The organism is uncultured Nostoc sp. (genome assembly GCF_937863485.1).
Classification (GTDB): Bacteria; Cyanobacteriota; Cyanobacteriia; order Cyanobacteriales; family Nostocaceae; genus Nostoc.
Map to the genome: position 1 here is coordinate 124,793 of NZ_CALMFY010000103.1, position 22,244 is coordinate 147,036.

The following is a 22,244-nucleotide window of genomic DNA, read 5'->3' on the forward strand; positions in this document are numbered from 1 at the left end:
TCAATTAGCTTACCTCATCTAAATTGACCGCCCCTTGATTTCACTCCCGAAAGCGATCGCTGCATCCCACACCCAAAACGTAGGGTTAAAGCGCATTTCTGATCCGGCGGTTTACTCCTACACTTATTCATGATAGACAAGCGATCGCTCTCTTATTACCTTCATCTTCACAAAAGTGATATAAAATCACTTTTATTGTGGGAAGTACTCACTGTTAAAAATATCTTCAGGAGTCAAAGGGCATTGTTCTGGGAAAATCTCAGGCGTTAAACCTGTTTTTTGAATTGCTTGTCTTCTGGCTTTAATATAAACTGCACCTAAGCAGTTAAGAGAATAGGTGTGAACTTTGTCAGAATGAGTTCGTCGATGATTTTTGTTAGCAAAGAGAGCGAATTTGAAGGAGTCGGACTCTGAAAGGCTTTGAATTCAAAGGTGTTGAAAAACTTATTGGGCCAATAGCCGCGCTTCTCGGCTTTGTGTATTTGTTGCAATGGTATATTGGAGACTTGCGATCGCCTTCTGATCCCATCTTTGCAGTTAAACAGCCGCCTTTGGTCATGAAACAGGGCGATCCCTATATCCGCGCTTTAATGCGAACCATCTCAGCGAGTGAAGCCAGTGGCAATCGTCCCTATTCGCTGTTGTATGGTGGACAACAAGTCAACGACCTTAGCCGACATCCTGAAATATGCGTCACAATTGTCACAGGTCCCAACACAGGTAATTGTTCTACGGCTGCTGGCAGATATCAAATTATCAACATTACTTGGTATCGTTTAGCCCCCCGTTATCACCCAAAGCCGATGCAAATGATGTTTTGGACTACTTATAGTTTTGAAGCAGAATATCAAGATATAGTAGTTTACCGTTGGTTAAGTGATTCTAAAGTTTGGGGAACTGATATTTCTCAACTGTTGCATCAGGGAAAGTTAAATGATGTTTTGCGGCGACTTTCTCCCACTTGGACAAGTCTAGGATATGGTATAGAAACCAATTTTGTTAGTAGCTCTTTGCCTAAGGTTTATCAGAAAATGTTGCAAGAGGAATTAACCGCAGCTAAACAACCAACAGCCACGAAATTGACACCATCTCCAACTCCTTTTAGCAAGGCAGTAAAGAAGCAGTGAAGTAATCCTAATCTTTAACTTACAGCAGACAAAAAATATTTGATATTTTCTACAAATGCCAAGGTATTTTCAAAATGAATATTATGTCCAGCATTACTAATTATTTTTAACTGGGCAATTTCACATATTTTAGCCATTTTTGTATTAATAGATATAAATTTTTCATCATATTCACCGACTAGTAAAAGCATAGATATTTTATTATCTTGTAGCTTTTCCCATAAAGATGGTTGGCAGCCAGTCCCCATAAAACGCAATGATTTATCTAATTCCTGGGGATTATTCTGCAACCGACTTTCTATCATGCGAGCGTATTCTAGATGATTTTTTAGATTCCCAAAAATCGTTTGATTGTACCAATTTGATAGAAAAGCAGCAAAATCAGTTCTAACAACACTTCTTGCTAATTTTCTACCTATTTGCGTATCAAGCTTAATACGTTCTAATCGTTCTGCTTCTGCTGATAAACCTGGGGAAGCTGACTCTAGTACAACTTTTAAGAAACGTTCGGGAAAATGTAGGGTGAGGTATAAAGCCAATCTTCCACCCATTGAATAACCAACTAAGAAACATTTGGCAATTTTTAACTCATCCAGCAAGTTGATTAAGGCATGGGCAGTATTTGTCATTGTATAGTAATCATCCCCACCCACAACTTGAGTTTTTCCGTGTCCAGGAAGGTCAATTGTTAAATAGGAAAATTCGTCTAATAGTAATTTTATGGGTTCATCAAATTCATCAATGTTACCCATGAAGCCATGCAAAAAAAGAATTAGTGGTTTATCTAGAGTGCCAATTAAAGAATAGTAAAATTGATAATTTTTAAGAATCATATTTTAGGAAGTTGGCGCATAAATTATGTTAGCGCGATCGCTCGTCTACAGTAGAAATTAAGTGCGATCGCACACCGGATTATTTTATGGCTTATGCACAAGATTCCTAGTAAGCGCTTACTACAAATTTGAGGGTCTATTTACCGCCCTGTAACTGCTTTGGAACCGCCCAAACTATCATTTGAAAACGTACCTCACCAGGATGATAACCCCTATAATTTTTTATTTTTCTAATTTTTAAGGTAAAAATCGATCCAAAGCAGCTTTTAACTGTTTAATTTCAACATCAATATTACCTTCTTGTGCGGCTCTACCAATACACTCAGTTAAATGTTCATCCAAAACAATTCGCGCTACCCGATCCAATGCACCGCGCACTGCGGCAATTTGGAGTAGAACATCAGGACAAGGGCTACTTTGCTGCACCATTGTCTTAATACCGCGAACATGTCCTTCTATCCGCGATAATCGATTGACAATTCGCCGTAAAGACTCTTCGCTATGGACATGAGAATGAGCCGACTCTCCAGTCCCATGAGCATGATCTGTATGTTCGTGGTCTGTATCGTGATTGTGGGAATGTTCTGCTTGCTGGGATGTTGGCAAGGATTCTTTACCTAATCGGTTTGATCCATTCATGAGTTATTAAAAGACTTGTAGTACTAAGATCCTAGCCTAGTACTCGACCAACCCAAAATTTATGAGTCAGGGTGGGCCCCATTCTCCCTAACTTTACTACTAACGATTGGCTCTTTCTTGGGGAATAATCTCCGTTACTACTCTACCGCTAGAACTCCCACCTTTGACAACAATATTTTCTGTTTGCAGATTACCAACGGCTGTTTCACCCGCAAAATTTAACGGCGGGTCAACTTGCCGATAAATCACATTTCCCTGAGCTTCAACTAACTTATTGTCTAGATACCAAGTTAGTGTATTGGATCTCAGAGACTGGCGACGCTGACCAACGGCGTTGACCTTACCTGTTAAATAAACGGTTTTTTGCGGTATTTTCATTTCACCTTGATTGGCTGTCACTGTAACATTTTCGGCACGCTGGAACATTCGCGTGGGCGAGTTTGTGGTGACAGTTTCTGCGTTCATGTTCCAGGTCATAGAGTTACTAGCTATTTGCATTGGTGGGTCTAGTAATTCTAATTGAGCATTCTGTTGAATAGTGGCAATTTTTGTTTTTAAGTTGACTTCAGCAGAATTTCCCTTACCGCGATCGCTAATTTTATTATCTTTGTAGCGGTCAATTTGTAACGGGCGATCGCCAATCAATTTTTCTTCTTTAATATTCCAGATCAAATGCTCGGTTCTTACTTGCATCTGGGGATCAGTGGAATTTGCCACTACCCCTCCAGAAAATTCCATGCGCTGTTCGCGGGTTTTAACTCGCGCTTCCTGCGCCACTGCTTGTAGTTGTTTATGATTACCATTAATCTGCTTGCGGACAATCAACAAATCTTCTTTGGGACGCCATTCTAATTCATTACCTTGCAACACAATCCCATTACTAGGATCTATGGCAAATATCTTACCCTTAAGAAACAACTGCTTCCCATCTTGTTCAATATCTGCTACATCTGCCTTAATTTGGTAAACTACTTTGCCATCTTGATATAGCTCACCATAAGGACTTTCAGCCTGACCAATTTGTTTTTCTTTGGTGTATTTTGCGGTTTTAGCCCTAACTTTCCAAATCGGTCTTCCCACTTCATCTGCTTGTTCTAGGGTGACATCAAAGAAGGTCAAATTGCTATCTTGGTTAGATGAAGTCGCAGTATTTTGTTGAGAAGCTAGGGGGGATTTACCCCCGCAGGCAACTAAACCAAATACCAAGAAAAAAATCAAAGGAAAAAGCAGGAAGGAGGGAGTGAAGGAGTAATTTTGAATTTTTCTTACCCCCTCTCTCCCCCTTTTATGAAATTGATGCGCCATTATTCTTGGATTTCTAGGTGTCCATCACTAGTTCTGGGGTCTTCCAAAAAACCGATACCAGATAACGGCCGGTATGGATAGCTTTGGCGAGGGGTTTTTTGAATATCCTCTTTGATGGCTTCTAAATCAATGTAGCGATCGCTTACATTAATTAAGCTGTCGCTGGTCATCGAACGCAAACTCACCACTTCTACTCGCACGCCGCGATAGCTCACTGAATTGACCGCATATGCTAAATCCCCATCACCGCTGACTAAAACTGCGGTATCATAAGAATCTACTAACGCCATCATGTCTACTGCTATTTCTACATCCAGGTTAGCTTTTTTAGAGCCATCTGGTAGCTGGACCAAATCCTTAGCAATGACTCGATAGCCATTGCGACGCATCCACAGCAGAAACCCCTGTTGCTTCTCGTTTGTTCGGTCTACACCAGTGTAGAAAAAAGAACGCAGGAGTCTAGAACCTCCTGTTAATCGACACAATAGCTTCGTATAATCGATTTCAATCCCTAGTTGTAATGCAGCGTAAAATAGATTTGAGCCATCAATAAATATGGCGACCCTGCCCCGATTCTCTAAAACTTGTTCTGGCGTAAATATTGAATCGTTTTCCAAATTATTCAACATCGTTCTCATACCTCGATTTTTATCCTTGTTATTTTTGATACTTACGAACTTTTAGATACTAGTCACAGCGGCTTATGATAATCTTCCGGGGCTAATTTAAGTTAAGCCCCGATAAATTTTTTGAGAGAATAAGAAATTGAACAAAATCAGAGTTTGATAAGGACTAATCGTTTTTTGGGGGTTCTATTCGCTTAAAAACTGGTTGGTGTGTACCCAACTCTTGTTTACTCGATAGTATTCCCCATGTTGCATGGGTGGCAAAAGGAGCGGTAACTGAACTTTGTATTTGATCGTTAAAGTTTATTCCAAAGCCCAGTTGCTGATAAATATCGCTACTGATGTTCGGAATAATTGGGGATAGGAGATAAGCTGATAGTCTAACTGATTCTAGAACTGCGTAGAGAACTTTTTCTACGGACTCCTGCTGTCCCTGTTTATATAATGACCAAGGAGCTTGTTCATCAATAAACTTATTACTAGCTTGCGCCAGTGAAAGGATAGCCCCGCAGGCTTGACTGAAAGCTAGCTCTTCATAGGCTTGTTTCACCTGTTCCCCTAAACGTAAACCAATTGTTTTCAAAGGATTTTCGTCAGGAATTCCTTCATTGCCGATTGATGGGACATTATTGTCAGCGCAGTATTTCTTCACCATGCTCAAGGTGCGATTGAGCAAATTACCTAAATCATTCGCCAAATCTGCATTCAGAACATTAATGAACCTTACTTCATTAAAATCTCCATCCTTGCCAAATTCGATTTCCTTAAGGAAGTAATAACGAACGGCATCACTACCATAGCGCTGAACTAACGCCACAGGATCAAGGGTGTTACCCAGACTTTTGCCCATTTTTTGACCATCTTTAGTCAAAAAGCCATGCCCAAATACTCGCCCCGGCAAGGGTAAGCCAGCCGACAACAACATTGCGGGCCAATAAACTGCATGGAAGCGCAGAATATCTTTACCAATTAAGTGCAAGTTAATTGGCCACCATGTTTCTAAAGCATTTGCTAAAGTCGGTTCTGCATCTGGTTCTAATAATGCTGTGACATAACCTAGCAGCGCGTCAAACCAGACATAAAGGGTGTGCTTGGGATCAACTGGTACGGGAAAACCCCAATCTAGATTCACCCGTGAAATGGAAAAGTCTTGCAGCCCTTGATTTACAAAGCTGAGGACTTCATTCCGCCGACTTTCTGGTTGAATAAAATCCGGTCTAGATTGATAAAATTCTGTCAGCTTAGTTTGATATTTGGATAAGCGAAAAAAATAGTTTTGCTCGTCTCGCCACTCGACTTCTTTATTAGTATGAATCGCGCAACGGTGTCCTTCTAGCAGATCCCGTTCTTCTTTGAATTCTTCGCAGGATACGCAATACCAGCCTTTTTGTTGTCCCTGGTAGATATCACCAGATTCCCAGACTCGCTCAAAGAATTCTTTAACGATCGCTTCATGACGAGGCGCAGTAGTTCGACTAAAGCGATCATATTGAATATCTAGTAACTGCCATAAACTAATGAAACTAGGGACAATTTCATCGCAAAACTCTTGTGGTGCTTTGCCTAAACTTTCTGCCGATCGCTGAATTTTTTGTCCATGTTCATCTGTACCTGTAATCAGTAATACCTTATACCCCAGCAGCCTCTGAAATCGCGCGATTACATCTGCTGCGATCGTTGTATAAGCACTGCCTATATGAGGAATATCGTTTACATAATATAGGGGTGTTGTCAGTGCAAATGTCTTTTCTGTTTTATCCACTAGATTCATGCAAAATAAAAATCAACTTATTAAAACGTTTTACATTTTACTTTTATCGGCAAAAAATGAAATTATACAATATTATTTCTATTTTTTCCCATACTTTTTTTATATTAGCAAATTTCTCAGGTCAATAATTGTTTTGTAATATCCATCAATTCAGCTAATTTATGCCCAAAATCTGGAAATTAACTAATCATAATTTTTTTAAATACTTTCTATTAGATATTATTGTGTTCAGGAATACAGAATCCCAAGCGCAGAAAATCTAGCTGAGTTTGTGGATTAGACATTTCTATCTTAAGACAGTCATGGCAATAGTAAAGAAATGTAAAAATAAAATTAAGATAAACTGCCATCTTTACCGGAAAATATATTGATTAGGTATGAGTCTAAATAGCCCCCTGGAAATTTCTCGCGCTTTGATGGCAGCACTCTCAACGCAAATGTTTCGTTATTACGAGGATCGGATTCCCCAGGGTGCCAGTGTATTGGTAGTCAGCAATCACCGCAGCTTTATGGATGCACTGATTTTAATGGCAGCGTTATCGAATCCGATTCGCTTTGCTTGCCATCACTACATGGGACAAGTGCCAGTAATGCGGGAGATTGTCATCGGACAATTCGGGTGTTTTCCTTTGGAGGAAACTCAAAACCGCCAGCATAGCTTTTTTTCGCAATCACAGATGCTGTTGCAGTCTAGACAGATGGTGGGAGTCTTTCCAGAAGGAACTGAACCAATGGTGAAATTTACTGTGCCAAACCAAATGGGTAAATTTCAGCGGGGATTTGCCCATTTGGCATTGCGAGCTGATGTGCAGGATTTAGCTATTTTACCGATCGCGATCGCCTCCTTAGAAGAGGTGAACACTTCTGGCTTCCCCTTAAAGCTTTTGAGTGTATTTGACCCTTCAGAACCTTTATTTAACCAAGGTGGTTGGCATCCTCTGGTAATTTATCGTCGGGTTGCTGTGTTAATCGGTCACCCTTATTGGATTACGCCCCAACACAAGAAAAAATATCACGGGAAACAAGCCAGAACTGTTGTGGCTAAACTGACAGAACACTGTCACGGCGAAATTAGCAATTTACTGCGTCAAGGTTGCTATTAGAATCAAAAGCACCGAAGCTTTTATAACTAACAATTACCAGTCCAAAATTTATCTACCAATGACTACAACAGAAGTTGAGCTAAACCCTTGTTTCCTGACTCCTGAACGAGTACAGCCAGAGTATCCGTTGTTGGTATACTTGCCAGGAATGGATGGAACAGGTCAATTATTGCGATCGCAAACCGCTGGATTAGAAGCTGGCTTTGATGTCCGTTGTTTGGCGCTCCCACGGAAAGACCTGAACACTTGGGATGTGCTAGCTAAAAGTGTATTGGACTTGATCGACGCTGAATTAGAAAAAAGCTCTCAGAGGCCAGTTTACTTGTGTGGTGAGTCCTTTGGTGGTTGCTTGGCAATGAAAGTGGCAATCCAAGCACCAGAGTTATTTAAGCGAATTATCCTAATTAACCCAGCTTCGTCCTTTCATCTTCGCCCTTGGTTAAGTTGGGCATCCCAACTAACTTACTTAGTGCCATCAGGATTGTATGATGTTGGGGCACTGGTGTTATTGCCGTTTTTATCATCTTTGCCACGCATTTCCCGAAGCGATCGCCATGAGCTGCTGAAAACTATGCGTTCTATCCCCTTAGAAACCGTTCTTTGGCGGTTGTCTTTACTGCGAGAGTTTCATATTGATGATGAGCAGTTAAGTCGCTTAACTCAACCAGTTCTGTTGATTGCCGGTGGTAGCGATCGCCTTTTGCCTTCTGTAACTGAAGTGAAGCGGATCGCGAATATCTTACCAAGTACCAAGATTGTGGTGTTGCCCAATTGCGGACACGCTTGTTTGTTAGAGGAAGATATTAATCTCTATGACATTCTCAAGGCTAACAACTTTTTAGAAAGTAAAGCTGATATAGGTACGGGGCTAGAGGTGAGAGGATAGAGTGAGGAGCGATCTGATCAAATAGAAATTAATAAAACAAATTCAAAACAGACTATGACTAAAACAACTGTCAAACTGCAAATTCCTTTTGAATCACTTCTAGATGCTATTGCCAACCTTCCTTTAGAAGAAAAACATCAACTGTGGCAATTCTTAAATGAGGAAATTAACCAAAGCGAAGGCAATTTACTTCAAGAAGACTATTATGATTGGGGTTCCCAAGGACAGCCAAAAGACAAGCCAGTAGAATATATTCCTGGAGTTGGGCTAACAGTTGTTGGTGGCAAGAATGCTCCAACCTGATTTGCTTGAGTGTGGCGACGTAGTTATAGTAACTTTGCCTACTAGTACTCCTAGAGGACGTGAACAGCAAGGAACTCGACCTGCTGTAGTTGTCGGTATACCTTGGGCAGAAGTCCGCTATCCAATGCTAATGATTGCACCTTTAACTACCCAGAGTGGTTCTTGGGTGTTTAATAATCCCAGCTTATACCCGCGTTTGCCAGCTAGTGCTGGTGGTTTGCCTTTGTCTTCCATTGTCTTGCTAGATCAAACGCGGGGATTAGATATAAATCGAGTTTTGACGTATTTGGGAACACTCACCCCTGAGCAATATGTTCCTATTGTTGATGGATTAACACAGTTATTCAGACAATAAAATAGTTAATTTTAAACTGATATTTACGTTTAGAGAGGGATGTAAAGCCACTCACACTTCGCTACAAATTTAAAGAGAGAGGCTTTACAGGATGGTATCAAGCAATGGCAGACAAACCCCAAGAAACAGAGGTGAATAAATTAGTTAATTCACCCAGAGAAACTTCACAAGTAAAAATCCAGACTCAATCATCAGTAGAAAATGAACCGTCTATATTAGAGTCTTTTGTTAAAACTGTTGCTGAGACTGGCAAAGCAGTTTTAGATACAGCAGTAGGGGTGGGAGAAGCGACGGCGAAAGAAACACACAAGTTAATTGAGCAAACAACTCAAACCAGCGGTGAGGTTGTGAATCGCCTCAGTGAAAATTGGCTAATTAGAAAACTATCTGGAGTGTTAAATCTAAATTGGCTAATTAGTGATACTAATCTTGTTGATTTGGAAAAAGCAGAAGTTGCGGTAAACAAGCTGAAAAAACAGTATCCAAATGAATCACCCAGCCAGATTGCTCACCGAATCATGGTGGAAAAAGCAACTCAAGCAGGCACAGTTGGACTAGCCACTAGTATTTTGCCAGGAATAGCAGTGGCATTGTTGGCAATTGATTTAACAGCGACAACCAAATTGCAGTCAGAAATGCTTTATCAAATTGCATCTGTCTACGGGCTAGATTTAAAAAATCCTGCCCGTAAAGGTGAAATTTTGGCAATTTTTGGTTTAGCTTTGGGTGGAAGTCGTCTGTTGAAAGCTGCGGGATTAGGCTTGCTGCGAAATGTACCCTTGGCGGGTGCAGCGATCGCAGCTAGTTCAAATGCGACGATGATCTATTCATTGGGCTACGCTGCTTGTCGATTTTACGAAGCCAAGCTGGATGAATCAACTTCCCTGGAATCGCCACAGACATTGGCAACATTAAAAGCAGAGAGTGAAAAGTATCTAGAAAGTGCGATCGCTCAAGAAGCCGTCATGGATCAAATCTTAGTTCACATGATCCTGGCTAGCCATCCAGAAAAGACTTGGAAAGAAATTTTGCCAGAATTACAAGCTCTAAACCTCAGTCATAACTCGTTGGATACCATTGCCCAAAATATCAAATCACTTAAGTCTTTTGATATACTGCTCAATCAGCTAAATCGTGATTTTGCCATACCCTTGTTGACTCAGTGTTACAAAATTGCCCAGCTTGACAATCAGATTACACCAGTTGAGCAACATATAATCACAGCGATCGCTAAGAAATTTGACATTGACACAAATGGAATTGGGGCATAGGGCATGGGGCGAGTAGCTATAATTTAGCGAGTTGGTATAAATAGCACTCGTAAATGAGTCTTTGATACTCGTCAATCCACCTTAGAACTCTGTTAACGAGTCTTTGATACTCGTCAATCCACCTCAGAACTCTGTTAACGAGTCTTTGATACTCGTTAATCCACCTCAGAACTCCGTTAACGAGTCTTTGATCCTCGTCAATCCACCTCAGAACTCCATTAACGAGTCTTTGATACTCGTTAATCCACCTCAGAACTCCATTAACGAGTCTTTGATACTCGTTAATGAAGTTAGGAACTTTACTCTTTTACCTCCTCTGCCCAATGCCCAATGCCCAATGCCCCATGTCCATTCCCCAATGCCCATTCCCCTCACCATGAAACAAGAATTTTGAGCAATACTGGTACAAGAAGGAATATTTACACAAAATCCCAACCAAAATGACAATTCAACTTAGTGATAAGCCTTTGCTAGAGTGGGCAGGCGATAGTTTGGCAATTGGATTATTTGAAGATGCAGTAGAGTTAACCGGAGAACTAGCTACTTTAGATCAAAAGTTTTCCGGCGTCTTAAAAGAACTGATTGCTGAAGAAGAATTTAAAGGTAAAGCCAACAGTACCATCTTTAGCCGTGTAAATCCTGGTAGTCCAGTGCGGAAATTGATTTTGGTAGGTTTAGGAAAACCAGATGCACTACAACTAGATACTCTGCGCCGCGCTGCTGCTGCTGTAGCCAGGGTAGGAAAAAAGCAAAAAAGCAAAGTTCTGGGATTTAGTTTTCCATTGTGGAATAACGATCCAGCAGCCAGCGCCCAAGCGATCGCAGAAGGCATCGAATTGGCGCTTTACCAAGATATTCGCTTTAAATCAGAACCAGAAGAGAAAGGATCACAAATTGAAACCGTAGATTTACTAGGTTTCGGTGGACAAGAAGCAGCCATCACCCGCGCCAATCAAATCGTTTCCGGGGTAAATTTGGCACGGCAGTTAGTAGCAGCGCCAGCCAATGCAGTAACACCACTTACTTTGGCAGAAACTGCTCAAGCGATCGCTAACGATTACGGTTTACAAGTGGAAATTCTGGAACGAGAAGATTGTGAAAAGTTAGGCATGGGTGCTTTTTTGGGAGTATCGCAAGGTTCCGAGTTGCCACCTAAATTCATTCACCTAACTTATAAACCAGAAGGTACACCCAAAAAGAAACTAGCAATTATTGGTAAAGGTGTAACTTTCGATTCCGGGGGACTCAACATTAAAGGTGCTGGTAGTGGGATCGAAACCATGAAAATGGATATGGGCGGTGCAGCTGCTACCTTGGGCGCGGCAAAAGCAATTGCTCAAATTAAGCCAGATGTTGAGGTTCACTTTATCTCGGCGGTAGCCGAAAACATGATTAGCGGTCACGCCATGCACCCTGGAGATATTCTCACAGCATCAAACGGCAAAACAATCGAAGTGAACAACACCGACGCTGAAGGACGTTTAACCTTAGCAGATGCCTTGGTGTATGCCGACAAATTGGGATTAAATGCGATCGTGGATTTAGCCACCCTGACTGGTGCTAACGTCATTGCCTTGGGTGACGATATTGCTGGTTTGTACACTCCCGATGATGCTGTAGCTTCCCAAATCGAGAAAGCTGCCGAAACTTCAGGTGAAAAGATTTGGCGGATGCCAATGGAAGAAAAATATTTTGAAGGGTTAAAGTCTGGTATCGCGGACATGAAGAATACAGGCCCGCGTCCGGGTGGTGCAATTACCGCTGCCCTTTTCCTCAAGCAATTCGTCAAAGAAACCCCTTGGGCGCACTTAGATATTGCCGGGCCAGTGTGGACAGATAAAGAAAATGGCTACAACGGCGCGGGGGCAACTGGCTACGGCGTTCGGACGCTAGTTGACTGGGTACTAGGGAGTGGGGAGTAAGAATTTTAGATTTTAGATTTTGGACTTTAGATCAAATTTCAATCTAAAATCCAAAATCTAAAATCCAAAATTGAATTGCCCAATGCCCAGTCACAAACAATTCGTGCTATCTTGAGCTTGCCAGCAAAAATTGTTGCAATAGTAACAGAAATAATTTGGCGGTCAGAAAGTTAAGCTTTTTCGGGCATTGCCATCTGGTAAAATTTATAAGGTTTCTAAAAGCTCTGAGCAATGGGATCGACTCGTGTAAGGATCGCAATTGACGCAATGGGAGGGGATCACGCACCCGGTGAAATTGTTGCTGGCGCACTGCGAGCACGGGAAGAATTGGGTGTAGATGTATTACTGGTCGGTGATCCCCAACAAATAGAAGCTGCCTTGCCGCCAAAAACGAATTTAGGGCAGGTGGAGATCGTGACTGCTGAGGAAGCGATCGCTATGGATGAGGAGCCTTTAAACGCAGTTAGACGCAAACGCAAGGCTTCGATCAATGTGGCAATGGATTTAGTTAAGCAGCAGCAGGCAGATGCCGTATTTTCTGCCGGTCACTCTGGGGCAGCTATGGCATCAGCTTTGCTCCGCTTAGGACGATTGCCGGGAATTGATCGCCCAGCCATAGGGACAGTTTTTCCCACGATTATTGCTGGGAAGCCAGTGTTGGTACTTGATGTCGGCGCGAATGTAGATTGCCGTCCCAAGTTTTTAGAGCAGTTTGGTGTCATGGGTTCGGCTTACAGTCAATATGTCTTAGGTACAAGCGAACCTAAAGTGGGTTTATTGAATATCGGTGAAGAAGACTCTAAGGGCAATGATGCAGCCGTCCGCGCCCACCAAATGCTCCGCGAAAATTCCCAAATTAATTTTATTGGCAATGCCGAAGGGCGTGATGTGCTTTCCGGTCGCTTTGATGTAATTGTCTGTGATGGCTTTGTCGGTAATGTATTGTTAAAATTTGCCGAAGCCGTTGGAGAAGTGATTTTGCAAATTCTGCGGGAAGAATTACCCCAAGGATTGCACGGTCAAATCGGTTCAGCACTCTTAAAACCCAACCTGAAGCGGGTTAAGCAGCGGATGGATCACGCAGAACACGGTGGTGCCTTGCTGTTAGGTGTGGCAGGAGTCTGTTTTATCGGTCACGGTAGCTCACAAGCTCCTTCAATTTTTAATGCAATTCGGATGGCAAAAGAAGCTGTTGATAACCAGGTGCTACAACGAATTCAGTCCCAATATATTCTAGAGCGGGAGAGCGGTTAGCGATTCAGTTATAAGTCATGAGCCGTTTGTCATTTGTCATTTGCCAGGACGAAAGACATAGGACAAAAGACAAGGGAAAAAAGGCAAAAAGCTGATAGCTCGGGAGATTAGGAGTGCAGAATTTAGGCGTAGCAATTACCGGAAGCGGCTCGGCAGTGCCAGCAACTTCCTTACACAACCAGACATTGAGTGAAGTAGTTGAAACATCAGACGAATGGATTGCCACAAGAACGGGAATTCGTCAACGGCGATTAGCGCTGCCATCTGAGTCCTTGAGTATACTCGCTACTGCCGCCAGCAGTCAGGCGATCGCAGCTTCGGGAATTAAACCAGAAGACCTAGACCTGATTCTGCTAGCCACTTCCACCCCTGATGATTTGTTTGGTAGTGCTTGTCAAGTACAGGCTCAATTGGGAGCCACCAACGCAGTAGCCTTTGACTTGACCGCTGCCTGTTCCGGCTTTGTGTTTGGTCTTGTTACAGCAGCTCAATATATTAGAACAGGCGTTTACCGAAATGTACTTTTGATCGGGGCAGATATCCTCTCTCGCTGGGTAGATTGGCAAGATCGGAGCACTTGTGTATTGTTCGGTGATGGTGCAGGGGCAGTAGTATTGCAGGCTGACAAAAGCGATCGCTTGTTGGGATTTGCACTTAAAAGTGATGGCACTCAAAACCATCACCTTAATCTTGCCTATGCAGGCGCTTCCCAAGAACTACTCTCAGGTGTAAATATCACTAAAGGCACTTACCAACCCATTACCATGAATGGCAAAGAAGTCTACCGCTTTGCTGTCCAAAAAGTACCAGAAATCATTGACAAAGCCTTGTTTCATGCCAACCTCAGTGTTGACCAAATAGATTGGCTGCTGTTGCATCAAGCCAATCAGCGGATTATCGATGCTGTTGCCCAACGCTTGAATGTCCCAGAACATAAAGTTATAAGTAATCTCGCCGAGTACGGCAATACCTCTGCTGCTTCCATTCCGTTAGCTTTGGATGAAGCAGTGCGGCAAGGTAAGATTAAACCCAATGACATCGTTGCTACATCCGGCTTTGGTGCCGGTCTTACCTGGGGTGCGGCAATTTTTCAATGGGGAAGGTGACTCAATTTTGGATTTTAGATTTTGGATTTTAGATTGATTCCATGCATGAATGCTCTTTCTTCCCTACGGGACGCTGCGCGTAGCAAGATCCCCGTAGGGGTACGATCAATAATTTTAGATTTTAGATTTGTTCTCGCGTTTAAATTCGCTTGCTCTCAGACCTTTTTAAATTTTGAACTTTCCTGCGGAACGCTACGCGTAGCAAGATCCCCGTAGGGGTACGGCGTTAGCGCTTAGTCAAACGCTTTTGAATTATTCAATTCCATTATCCAAAATTTAAAATCTAAAATTCGGTGAATATTTTATCCTTTGTTAATGACCAATGACCAATGACTAGTGACCAATGACAAAAACTGCATGGGTGTTTCCCGGACAAGGTTCCCAAGCACTGGGAATGGGAATAGACTTATTAGATATACCCGCCGCTAAAGACAAATTTGCTCAGGCTGAGGCAATTTTGGGCTGGTCTGTAACAGAAATCTGTCAAACTCAAGAAGAGAAGTTATCACAGACGCTATATACCCAGCCAATTCTTTATGTGGTGGAAAGCATTCTTGCTGACCTTCTTAGAGAACGAGGACACCACCCAGATTTAGTTGCTGGACACAGTTTGGGAGAATATACTGCCCTTTACATAGCGGGTGTCTTTGAGTGGTCGGCTGGTTTATATCTAGTAAAGCGTCGTGCAGAACTTATGGATAATGCCGTCGGTGGTATGATGGCGGCTTTGATGAACTTTGACCGCGAACAGTTGGAAAAAGTCATTGCCCAAACGCCTGATGTGGTGCTAGCAAATGATAATAGTTCGGCTCAGGTGGTAATTTCAGGCACGACTGAGGCTGTACAAGCGGTGATGACTCAAGTAAAAGCAAAGCGTGCTATTCCCCTAAAAGTTTCTGGAGCATTTCACTCACATTTAATAGCACCAGCAGCTGCCCAATTCCAAGACATTCTAGAATCTGTGGAATTTCAGTCGGCTACTGTGCCAGTGTTGTCTAATGTAGAACCAATTCCGTCTATTGATGCCGAGATTTTAAAGCAACGCCTGAATAAACAAATGACTGGTTCTGTAAGATGGCGAGAAATTTCTCTGGAATTACCAGCCAACGGCATCCAGCGAGTAGTCGAAATTGGCCCTGGTAAAGTCCTAACTGGCTTGATTAAACGTAGTAGCCCTGACTTAATATTAGAAAACATCCAAAGTGCTGCTGATTTACCTGTTTAATTTTTTTAGAACTTCATTTCAATTAAAAATTCTGTACCCTCACCTAAAACAGAGTTAAAACTCAATTTGCCATTGTGGGTTTCTTCAATGATTTGACGAGCGATCGCTAATCCTAATCCTGTCCCTTTGCCCACACCTTTTGTAGTAAACAAGTGGTCAAAAATCTTTTGTTTCACTGATTCATTCATCCCCTTGCCATTATCAATAATAGCAATTTTCACACTTTCATTTTCCCGAAAGGTTTTAATTATAATTCGGTTGGGATTGGTCTTAATTTCCTTAAAGCTTCGTCCCGTATTTGATTCATCCAGCGCATCAATGGCATTTGCCAGAAGATTCATAAATACCTGATTTAATTGCCCAGGAAAACATTCAATCTGGGGTAAATCCCCATAATCAGTTATCACTTCAATTGCTGGACGTTGTTCGTTAGCTTTCAGGCGATGTTTGAGAATTAAAATCGTACTGTCGATACCTTCGTGAATATTAAACGGCACTTTGTAATCTTTATCCGCACGAGAGAAAGTGCGGAGACTGGTGCTGATATTGTTGAGGCGATCGCACGCCATCACCATTGAATCAATAATCTTGGGTAAGTCTTCTAAGCTATAATTCAAGTCGATTTCTTTGGCATGGTCGATAATTTCATCATCGGGATTGGGGAGACTTGATTGATAGAGTTTCAAGTGTTCAACAATATCCGCAAGGCTGGGTTTAGCTTGTTGAAGGCTGGCATAAATAAATCCCAAAGGATTATTCATTTCATGTGCTACCCCTGCTACTAAGTTACCCAGTGCCGACATTTTCTCACTTTGGACGATTTGTAATTGTGCCTGTTGTAAATCTTGTAATGCTTGCCCAGCTTGTTGATAAAGTCGAGCATTCTCTAGGGATATTGCAGCTTGGGAAGAAAGTAGATTGATAACTTGCAAACGTTCGTTAGTAAATACCTCGCTTGTGAGTTTATTTTCTAAGTAGAGAATACCTATCAAATGTCCTTGATTAATAATTGGTGTACATAAAATACTTTTAGGTTGATACTCTAGCATATATTCCTCAATCACCCCAGGAATATCTGTTTGGCAATTATTTATAACAATGGTTTCTTGAGTATGTTTGACATAATTGATAATTTTTATGGGAATATTTTGACAAGTATCTAGTAATTGTGGGTCAAGTATGGTTTGTATTTTCTGATGATGAATCAAGGTAATTGCTCGGACTTGCCAAGTGTTTTCTTGAGGAAGCAGCAGTACAGCTTTTTTGGCGCCAGAGTTTTCTAAGATAATCCGGGTGAGACTGGCAATAAGTGTATCTAATTCCAGAGAACTGGAAATAGCTTGAGCGGCTTTCAGGGCAGAGGTAAAATCTAAAACGTCGGAAATATTGGTGCTGCCAGTGGTATTGGTGCAGGTAGATGAGAAAGTCGCATGAAAGACAAGAGTTTCTTGGGGGTTGAAGTTGAGTCGTTGCTGTTGTAATATGACTTGAAGTAATTGGGGATAGCGTTGTTCTAGATCGGTAATTTTGGCTTTTGCTCCCCACCGAGAATAAGCATAGTAGGCTTCAATCAAATAATCTTTGGCAATGCGTTCTTTGCCCCATTCGAGATAGAATTTGGTGGCGAGTTCGTTGGCGAGAGCTTCTTCGTTGAGGTATTCGTGTTCCTTGGCAAGGGCGATCGCGCGATCGTAGTTTTCTATTGCTTCGGCTCTAGCCTCCAAGACCCGACACCGTTCTGCGACAATCAAGGCGCAGCGGTGAGCCTGATTACTCGGTGCATAAGCTGCCCACCCACTGAGTTTTTCCAGGTTGGTAGCAACCCGTTCTAGAATGCTTGATTGGTCTGTTTCGCTGGCATCTGGATAAAGCGCTAATTGTTCTAGCGCATCGTAGAAGTGGAAAAGCGGAACACTCATCAGTCCTGCCATCCCACGCAAATACTGGGCTGCTTTATTAGCGTTTTCCAACGCTTGTTCATAGTCTTGGAACAGGTAGCAAAGTATTAGCTTATTCAAATAAACTTGGTGCAGTGCCGTTACTTCACCCGTTTTCTGGTAAAGCTGAATCATTTTATGCTCATCGCAGTATTCTCCAACCAACCGATATGGCTCTGTTGATGCCCCCAACAGATTCACGACTACCTGATGGTAAAGACTTTGCGTGTGGAGATAGGTATGCTGCCGCAGCTGCTGCATCACCTTGCGATGGTCTTCTAGCACTAGCTTGAGGGAAGACAGTTCCTGACCAGTAAAATAAGTATTATGGTCATACACGAGCAGGCTAAGTGCTGCAAGATTGAAATCACCAACTTCTAATCCACCGGCATAGGCTTGCAGTAGTCCTGCTAGGGAGGTTTTTGCAGGTTTTTTCCAGTGTTTGAAGAAGCAGTTAAAATCAAAAAGGGCTGCGGCAGCAAGCTTGGGTGACTGAAGGTATTGCAGGAGGTTTATCTCCAGTTGTCCAAAGCAATAGCCCGCTTCAATATCACCCAATATGGCAATCAACATTAACCCATACAGACCGTAGCCATGAATCGATTCTGGTGCATTTCCATACTGCACCGATAGATCAAACTGGGCAAAGACGACCAGGGGCATCAGGTTTGGGGCAGCTTGATAGGCAGGCGACATTATGGTGGATAGAATCATCATTGCGGCTTTTTTGTCCGGCGCAGTCATTTGGGGTAAATGCAGCAAAGATTCTATTGAACTGTTGCTGAGTTGGATTTGGGTGTGCTGGAGTGCCTGCCCAATATCTGCTGGGGTAGGCTGCTCTGGCAAATGCACCCCCAGAGGTTCCAGCACGAACCGTGCCAACTGCAACGCTTCTAAAAGCTGGTTTTGAGCCATGCAAGCCCGAATCCTCGTGTCGTAAACATTAATCCGATCGAGCCAAGAGCGGGCATGAGTGAGTACAACCTCAGCGAACTGCTCCATTTGTTCAAAGTTAGCGTCCAGGAAAGCAGAATTAGCTGCACCTTCATACAGAACGAGCGCAAGAGTGTAGTGGCTCTGCCAGCAATTGCCCCTCAACAAAGAAATGCCCGTGTTGAAATAGTTTAAAGCCGCTCCATAAGCCGTTGCACCCTTAGCTTTCTGTCCAGCCATCAAGTTTAACTGCACGAGTTCCTGTTGCTCCGTCTCATCCTCAATCAGCGATATCCCCTTGTTGAGGTGGTTAACGATCGCAAAAATCTGCTTATCCTGTTCACTCGCACTCGTTGCTTGTTGCAGCAAACGTCCAATATTCAGGTGGGTGATTTGCTTTTTCTCTTCTGGAATCAGAGAATACGCCGCTTGCTGAACGCGATCGTGCAAAAAGCGATAAGTTGGATTCGCTGCTGCATTACAAACCAACGCATTGTCAGACTGAATAAAAAACTTATAGATTTCCGTATTCGGAATAATCAAACCTTCTTGTAATGCTTTCCACAGTACAGCAGCCGTATCTTCAGGAAACTGCCGGGACACGATCGCCAATGTCGCCAAATCAAACTCTGCTCCAATACAAGCCGCCAACTTTAACATATCCTGAGTTTGTGTCGGCAACTTTTGCAATTGCAGTGCCATAAACTCGACGACATCATCGGTGATCGCTAAAGCTCTAACTTGGGCAATATCACACTGCCAATGCCGTGCTTCCCAGTCAAAAGTAATTTGTTCCTCTTCATAGAGTGCCTTGAGAAACTGAGTCGCAAAAAAGGGATTACCCTTAGTTTTTTGGTATACCAGTTCGGTCAACGGTTGAGCCAGGGAGCGATCGCAATTCAACGTATCCGTCACCAACTGATTCATATCAACTAGACTTAACGATTGCAGCGTAATGCTATTGACCACTGCCCCAGTTTTGACGATCTCATCTACGGTTAGGATGAACGGGTGAGCCGATGATACTTCATTATCCCGATACGCACCTAAGATTAATAAATGTCCTGTCTGTTCCATCAACAATTGTAGCAATTTCAGCGATGCCGAATCTGCCCATTGCAAATCATCCAAAAACATTACTAATGGATGTTCTTTACTAGTAAAGACTTGGGTAAACTTTTGGAATAATAAATTAAATCTATTTTGTGCCGCACTTCCTGATAATTCTGGAGCAGGTGATTGTTGACCAATAATTCTTGATAATTCGGGAATTACTTCAATAATTACTTGTCCGTTCTCACTTACCGCCTCTAAAATCTTGCTTTTCCATTGTTGAATTTCTGCATCGCTTAGAGTTAACAATTGCCCCATCAAATTCCGAAACGCTTGTACAAATGCCGAAAAGGGAATATTTTTCTGAAATTGGTCAAATTTACCTTTGATAAAATAACCGCGTTGACGCACAATCGGTTTATGAACTTCGTTAACTACAACGGTTTTACCAATCCCGGAAAAACCCGCAACCAGCATCATTTCTGTTGCACCAAGGCTGACTCGCTCAAATGCTTGCAGTATAATTTCTACTTCTGTTTCTCGTCCATAAAGTTTATCGGGAATAAGAAAGCGATCGCATACATCTCTTTGTGCAACTGAAAAACTTTCAATTTTACCAGTTGACTGAAGTTGAGTTAAACAATTTTCTAAATCATATTTCAGTCCTAATGCACTCTGATAGCGTTCTTCGGCATTTTTTGCCATCAATTTCATGACAATATCTGAAATCGATTTAGGAATTTTGAATGGCTCCAAAGGAGCAGGAAGTTTGGCAATATGACAATGCACCAACTCCATCATATCCTTGGACTCAAAGGGTAACTTTCCTGTGAGTAATTCGTAGAAAGTGACACCCAGTGAATAAAAATCAGTCCGGTAGTCAATCCCCCGATTCATTCTTCCTGTTTGTTCTGGGGAAATATAAGCAAGTGTCCCTTCTAACACATTGGGACTGATCAGCGTTTGAGTTTCTCGTGGTAGTAAAGATGCAATACTAAAGTCAATTAATTTTACTTGTTTTGTTTCTGGATTAATTAAAATATTCGCAGGTTTAATATCTTTATGAATAATGCGATCGCGGTACAGTATATCTAAGATATTGCACAGGGCGATCGCAATCTGTAAAAACTCTGTGAGATTTTGTAGACTTGACCCTATTCCCGATTCTTTAAGAGAAATCCCCCCAAAGTCTTCCATCACCAACACATAGCCATTTTGATAAGGTTCTAGGCTATAGGTTTGGATGATTAGGGGTGAGTTAAGATTTTTGGCAACGGTATACTGATTGCGAAACTGCACCAGTTCGCTGAAACTGGGATATGGATTTTTCAGCAGTTTAATCACTACTCTTAAGGAGTCAGTTTCTCGATAACCTCGATAAACTAGGGTTTTTGAACCATTATAAAGTTGTTCCTTAACTTGATATCCGGGAATAGTAACTAGAGTGGTAACCATACTGCTAAATCCTGACGATTTCCACATTTAGTATTCCCAGATGGGTGAAGCAATTCATAATTTAAATGAATACCAAAAAATAAATTATCCGATATTCGTAGAGTCTGTTACACTTCGTTAACGCACTATATCTATCTCATTGCTCACGATGCATTACAGCGTTTCGCCTGACGCACCCTTGTATTTTAGAAGAAATGGAAGTTTCTAAAATGATGTTTTCAAAGGTAGGGAATGTAGTAAAAAAGCTCACCAAGCATCAACTGAAATTGCCGAAATTAGTACCTTGCGTTTCTACAACTTTTTTGAGTTTGCTCTGCGCCTTGCGATCGCGTATGCTAAATTCAGTTTGATTTGCATTATCTTCTGTGGACAAAAACCGCGAACCGTTTATCAGTCTGGCACTTTACCACGCCTTTAAATGGTCGGTCGTCAGCCCCATGCTTCACGCTTACTTCCGGGGCCAGATTTATGGTACGGAAAATGTCCCTCAATCAGGGCCGCTACTGGTAGTGAGTAATCACGCTAGTTACTTTGACCCGCCAATTGTCTCCAACTGTGTACGTCGTCCAGTGGCGTACATGGCTAAGGAAGAGTTATTCAATATCCCCATTTTGGCGCAAGCGATTAAATTGTACGGTGCTTACCCGGTGAGTCGGGGAAATACCGATCGCACTGCCATCCGTTCCGCCCTAGAATATCTCAATAACGGTTGGGCTATCGGTGTTTTCTTACAAGGTACTCGCACCCCAGATGGTCGAATTACAGACCCCAAAAGAGGCGCATTGCTGCTGGCGGCGAAAGCAAAAGCCCCAATATTGCCGGTGAGTGTCTGGGGTACTGAGAGGATTTTAGAAAAAGGATCGTCCCGACCTCGCGCAGTTCCCATCACTGTGAGAATTGGTAACTTGATTGATGCTCCCAGTTCTACTAATAAAGAGGAATTGGAAGCGTTGACACAAAAGTGTGCCACGGTAATTAACCAGATGCATGACTTAGGAAGATGAGTTAGACAAGCAATAGATAAACCTCATCTATGTTGAAAACCGTAGTTTTTGCCCTCACCCTAAATCCCTCTCCCCCGACTTGGGAGAGGGACTTGTTTCCGGCTCCCCTTCTCCCAAATTTGGGAGAAGGGGCTGG

Annotated in this window: 18 protein-coding genes; 11 read left to right on the forward strand and 7 right to left on the reverse strand. The window is 42.4% G+C overall.

Features of this window, described 5'->3' with window-relative positions:
* Positions 1–192: 192 nt before the first annotated feature.
* Positions 193–426 carry a DUF29 family protein gene (locus Q0541_RS34435; protein ID WP_366941870.1) on the reverse strand — a complete coding sequence of 78 codons (234 nt, stop codon included), beginning with the start codon at positions 424–426 and terminating at the stop codon, positions 193–195.
* Positions 427–476: 50 nt separating this feature from the next.
* Between Q0541_RS34435 and Q0541_RS13775 the strand changes: the two genes are divergently transcribed.
* Entirely contained in the window at positions 477–1,127 is a 651-nt protein-coding gene (locus tag Q0541_RS13775; protein ID WP_298911159.1) for a glycoside hydrolase family protein, read from the forward strand.
* A gap of 14 nt (positions 1,128–1,141) precedes the next feature.
* Here Q0541_RS13775 and menH read toward each other — a convergent pair whose 3' ends face one another.
* The 5 genes from menH to metG form a co-directional block, all read right to left on the reverse strand.
* A complete protein-coding gene (gene menH / locus Q0541_RS13780; RefSeq protein ID WP_298911161.1) occupies positions 1,142–1,960 on the reverse strand; it encodes a 2-succinyl-6-hydroxy-2,4-cyclohexadiene-1-carboxylate synthase in 819 nt (272 codons plus the stop codon).
* 237 nt (positions 1,961–2,197) lie between these two features.
* Positions 2,198–2,599, reverse strand: a complete 402-nt coding sequence (locus Q0541_RS13785; RefSeq protein WP_298911163.1) for a metal-sensitive transcriptional regulator — start codon at positions 2,597–2,599, stop codon at positions 2,198–2,200.
* Between the two features lie 99 nt (positions 2,600–2,698).
* Complete coding sequence (gene lptC / locus Q0541_RS13790) at positions 2,699–3,904, reverse strand: LPS export ABC transporter periplasmic protein LptC (protein ID WP_298911165.1); 1,206 nt, start codon at positions 3,902–3,904, stop codon at positions 2,699–2,701.
* Positions 3,904–4,533 carry an NYN domain-containing protein gene (locus tag Q0541_RS13795; protein WP_094348455.1) on the reverse strand — a complete coding sequence of 210 codons (630 nt, stop codon included), beginning with the start codon at positions 4,531–4,533 and terminating at the stop codon, positions 3,904–3,906. The genes lptC and Q0541_RS13795 overlap by 1 nt, the downstream gene beginning before the upstream one ends.
* Before the next feature lie 163 nt (positions 4,534–4,696).
* A complete protein-coding gene (metG, locus tag Q0541_RS13800; RefSeq protein WP_298911169.1) occupies positions 4,697–6,301 on the reverse strand; it encodes a methionine--tRNA ligase in 1,605 nt (534 codons plus the stop codon).
* Between the two features lie 377 nt (positions 6,302–6,678).
* Between metG and Q0541_RS13805 the strand changes: the two genes are divergently transcribed.
* From Q0541_RS13805 to fabD, 9 genes are all read left to right on the forward strand, one after another.
* The gene (locus Q0541_RS13805) at positions 6,679–7,404 is read left to right on the forward strand and encodes a 1-acyl-sn-glycerol-3-phosphate acyltransferase (RefSeq protein ID WP_298911171.1); all 726 of its coding nucleotides are present in this window, start codon (positions 6,679–6,681) and stop codon (positions 7,402–7,404) included.
* Positions 7,405–7,462: 58 nt separating this feature from the next.
* A complete protein-coding gene (locus Q0541_RS13810; RefSeq protein ID WP_298911173.1) occupies positions 7,463–8,290 on the forward strand; it encodes an alpha/beta hydrolase in 828 nt (275 codons plus the stop codon).
* Positions 8,291–8,344: 54 nt separating this feature from the next.
* A complete protein-coding gene (locus Q0541_RS13815) occupies positions 8,345–8,593 on the forward strand; it encodes a hypothetical protein (protein ID WP_298911175.1) in 249 nt (82 codons plus the stop codon).
* A complete protein-coding gene (locus Q0541_RS13820) occupies positions 8,580–8,948 on the forward strand; it encodes a type II toxin-antitoxin system PemK/MazF family toxin (RefSeq protein ID WP_298911178.1) in 369 nt (122 codons plus the stop codon). The genes Q0541_RS13815 and Q0541_RS13820 overlap by 14 nt, the downstream gene beginning before the upstream one ends.
* A 104-nt stretch (positions 8,949–9,052) precedes the next feature.
* Positions 9,053–10,219: an EcsC family protein gene (locus Q0541_RS13825; protein WP_298911180.1), complete on the forward strand. Its 1,167-nt coding sequence runs from the start codon at positions 9,053–9,055 to the stop codon at positions 10,217–10,219.
* 440 nt (positions 10,220–10,659) lie between these two features.
* Positions 10,660–12,141 carry a leucyl aminopeptidase gene (locus Q0541_RS13830; protein ID WP_298911182.1) on the forward strand — a complete coding sequence of 494 codons (1,482 nt, stop codon included), beginning with the start codon at positions 10,660–10,662 and terminating at the stop codon, positions 12,139–12,141.
* Between the two features lie 231 nt (positions 12,142–12,372).
* The gene (gene plsX / locus Q0541_RS13835; RefSeq protein ID WP_298911184.1) at positions 12,373–13,395 is read left to right on the forward strand and encodes a phosphate acyltransferase PlsX; all 1,023 of its coding nucleotides are present in this window, start codon (positions 12,373–12,375) and stop codon (positions 13,393–13,395) included.
* A gap of 113 nt (positions 13,396–13,508) precedes the next feature.
* Positions 13,509–14,501 (forward strand): beta-ketoacyl-ACP synthase 3, encoded by a 993-nt coding sequence (locus Q0541_RS13840; RefSeq protein ID WP_298911186.1) that lies wholly within the window; start codon positions 13,509–13,511, stop codon positions 14,499–14,501.
* A gap of 343 nt (positions 14,502–14,844) precedes the next feature.
* Positions 14,845–15,726, forward strand: a complete 882-nt coding sequence (gene fabD, locus Q0541_RS13845; RefSeq protein WP_298911189.1) for an ACP S-malonyltransferase — start codon at positions 14,845–14,847, stop codon at positions 15,724–15,726.
* A gap of 5 nt (positions 15,727–15,731) precedes the next feature.
* Here the strand turns inward: fabD and Q0541_RS13850 are convergent, their stop codons facing one another.
* Positions 15,732–21,104, reverse strand: a complete 5,373-nt coding sequence (locus tag Q0541_RS13850) for an ATP-binding sensor histidine kinase (protein ID WP_298911191.1) — start codon at positions 21,102–21,104, stop codon at positions 15,732–15,734.
* A gap of 365 nt (positions 21,105–21,469) precedes the next feature.
* Here Q0541_RS13850 and Q0541_RS13855 point away from each other — a divergent pair, with 365 nt between their 5' ends.
* Complete coding sequence (locus Q0541_RS13855) at positions 21,470–22,108, forward strand: 1-acyl-sn-glycerol-3-phosphate acyltransferase (protein ID WP_298911193.1); 639 nt, start codon at positions 21,470–21,472, stop codon at positions 22,106–22,108.
* Positions 22,109–22,244 lie beyond the last annotated feature (136 nt).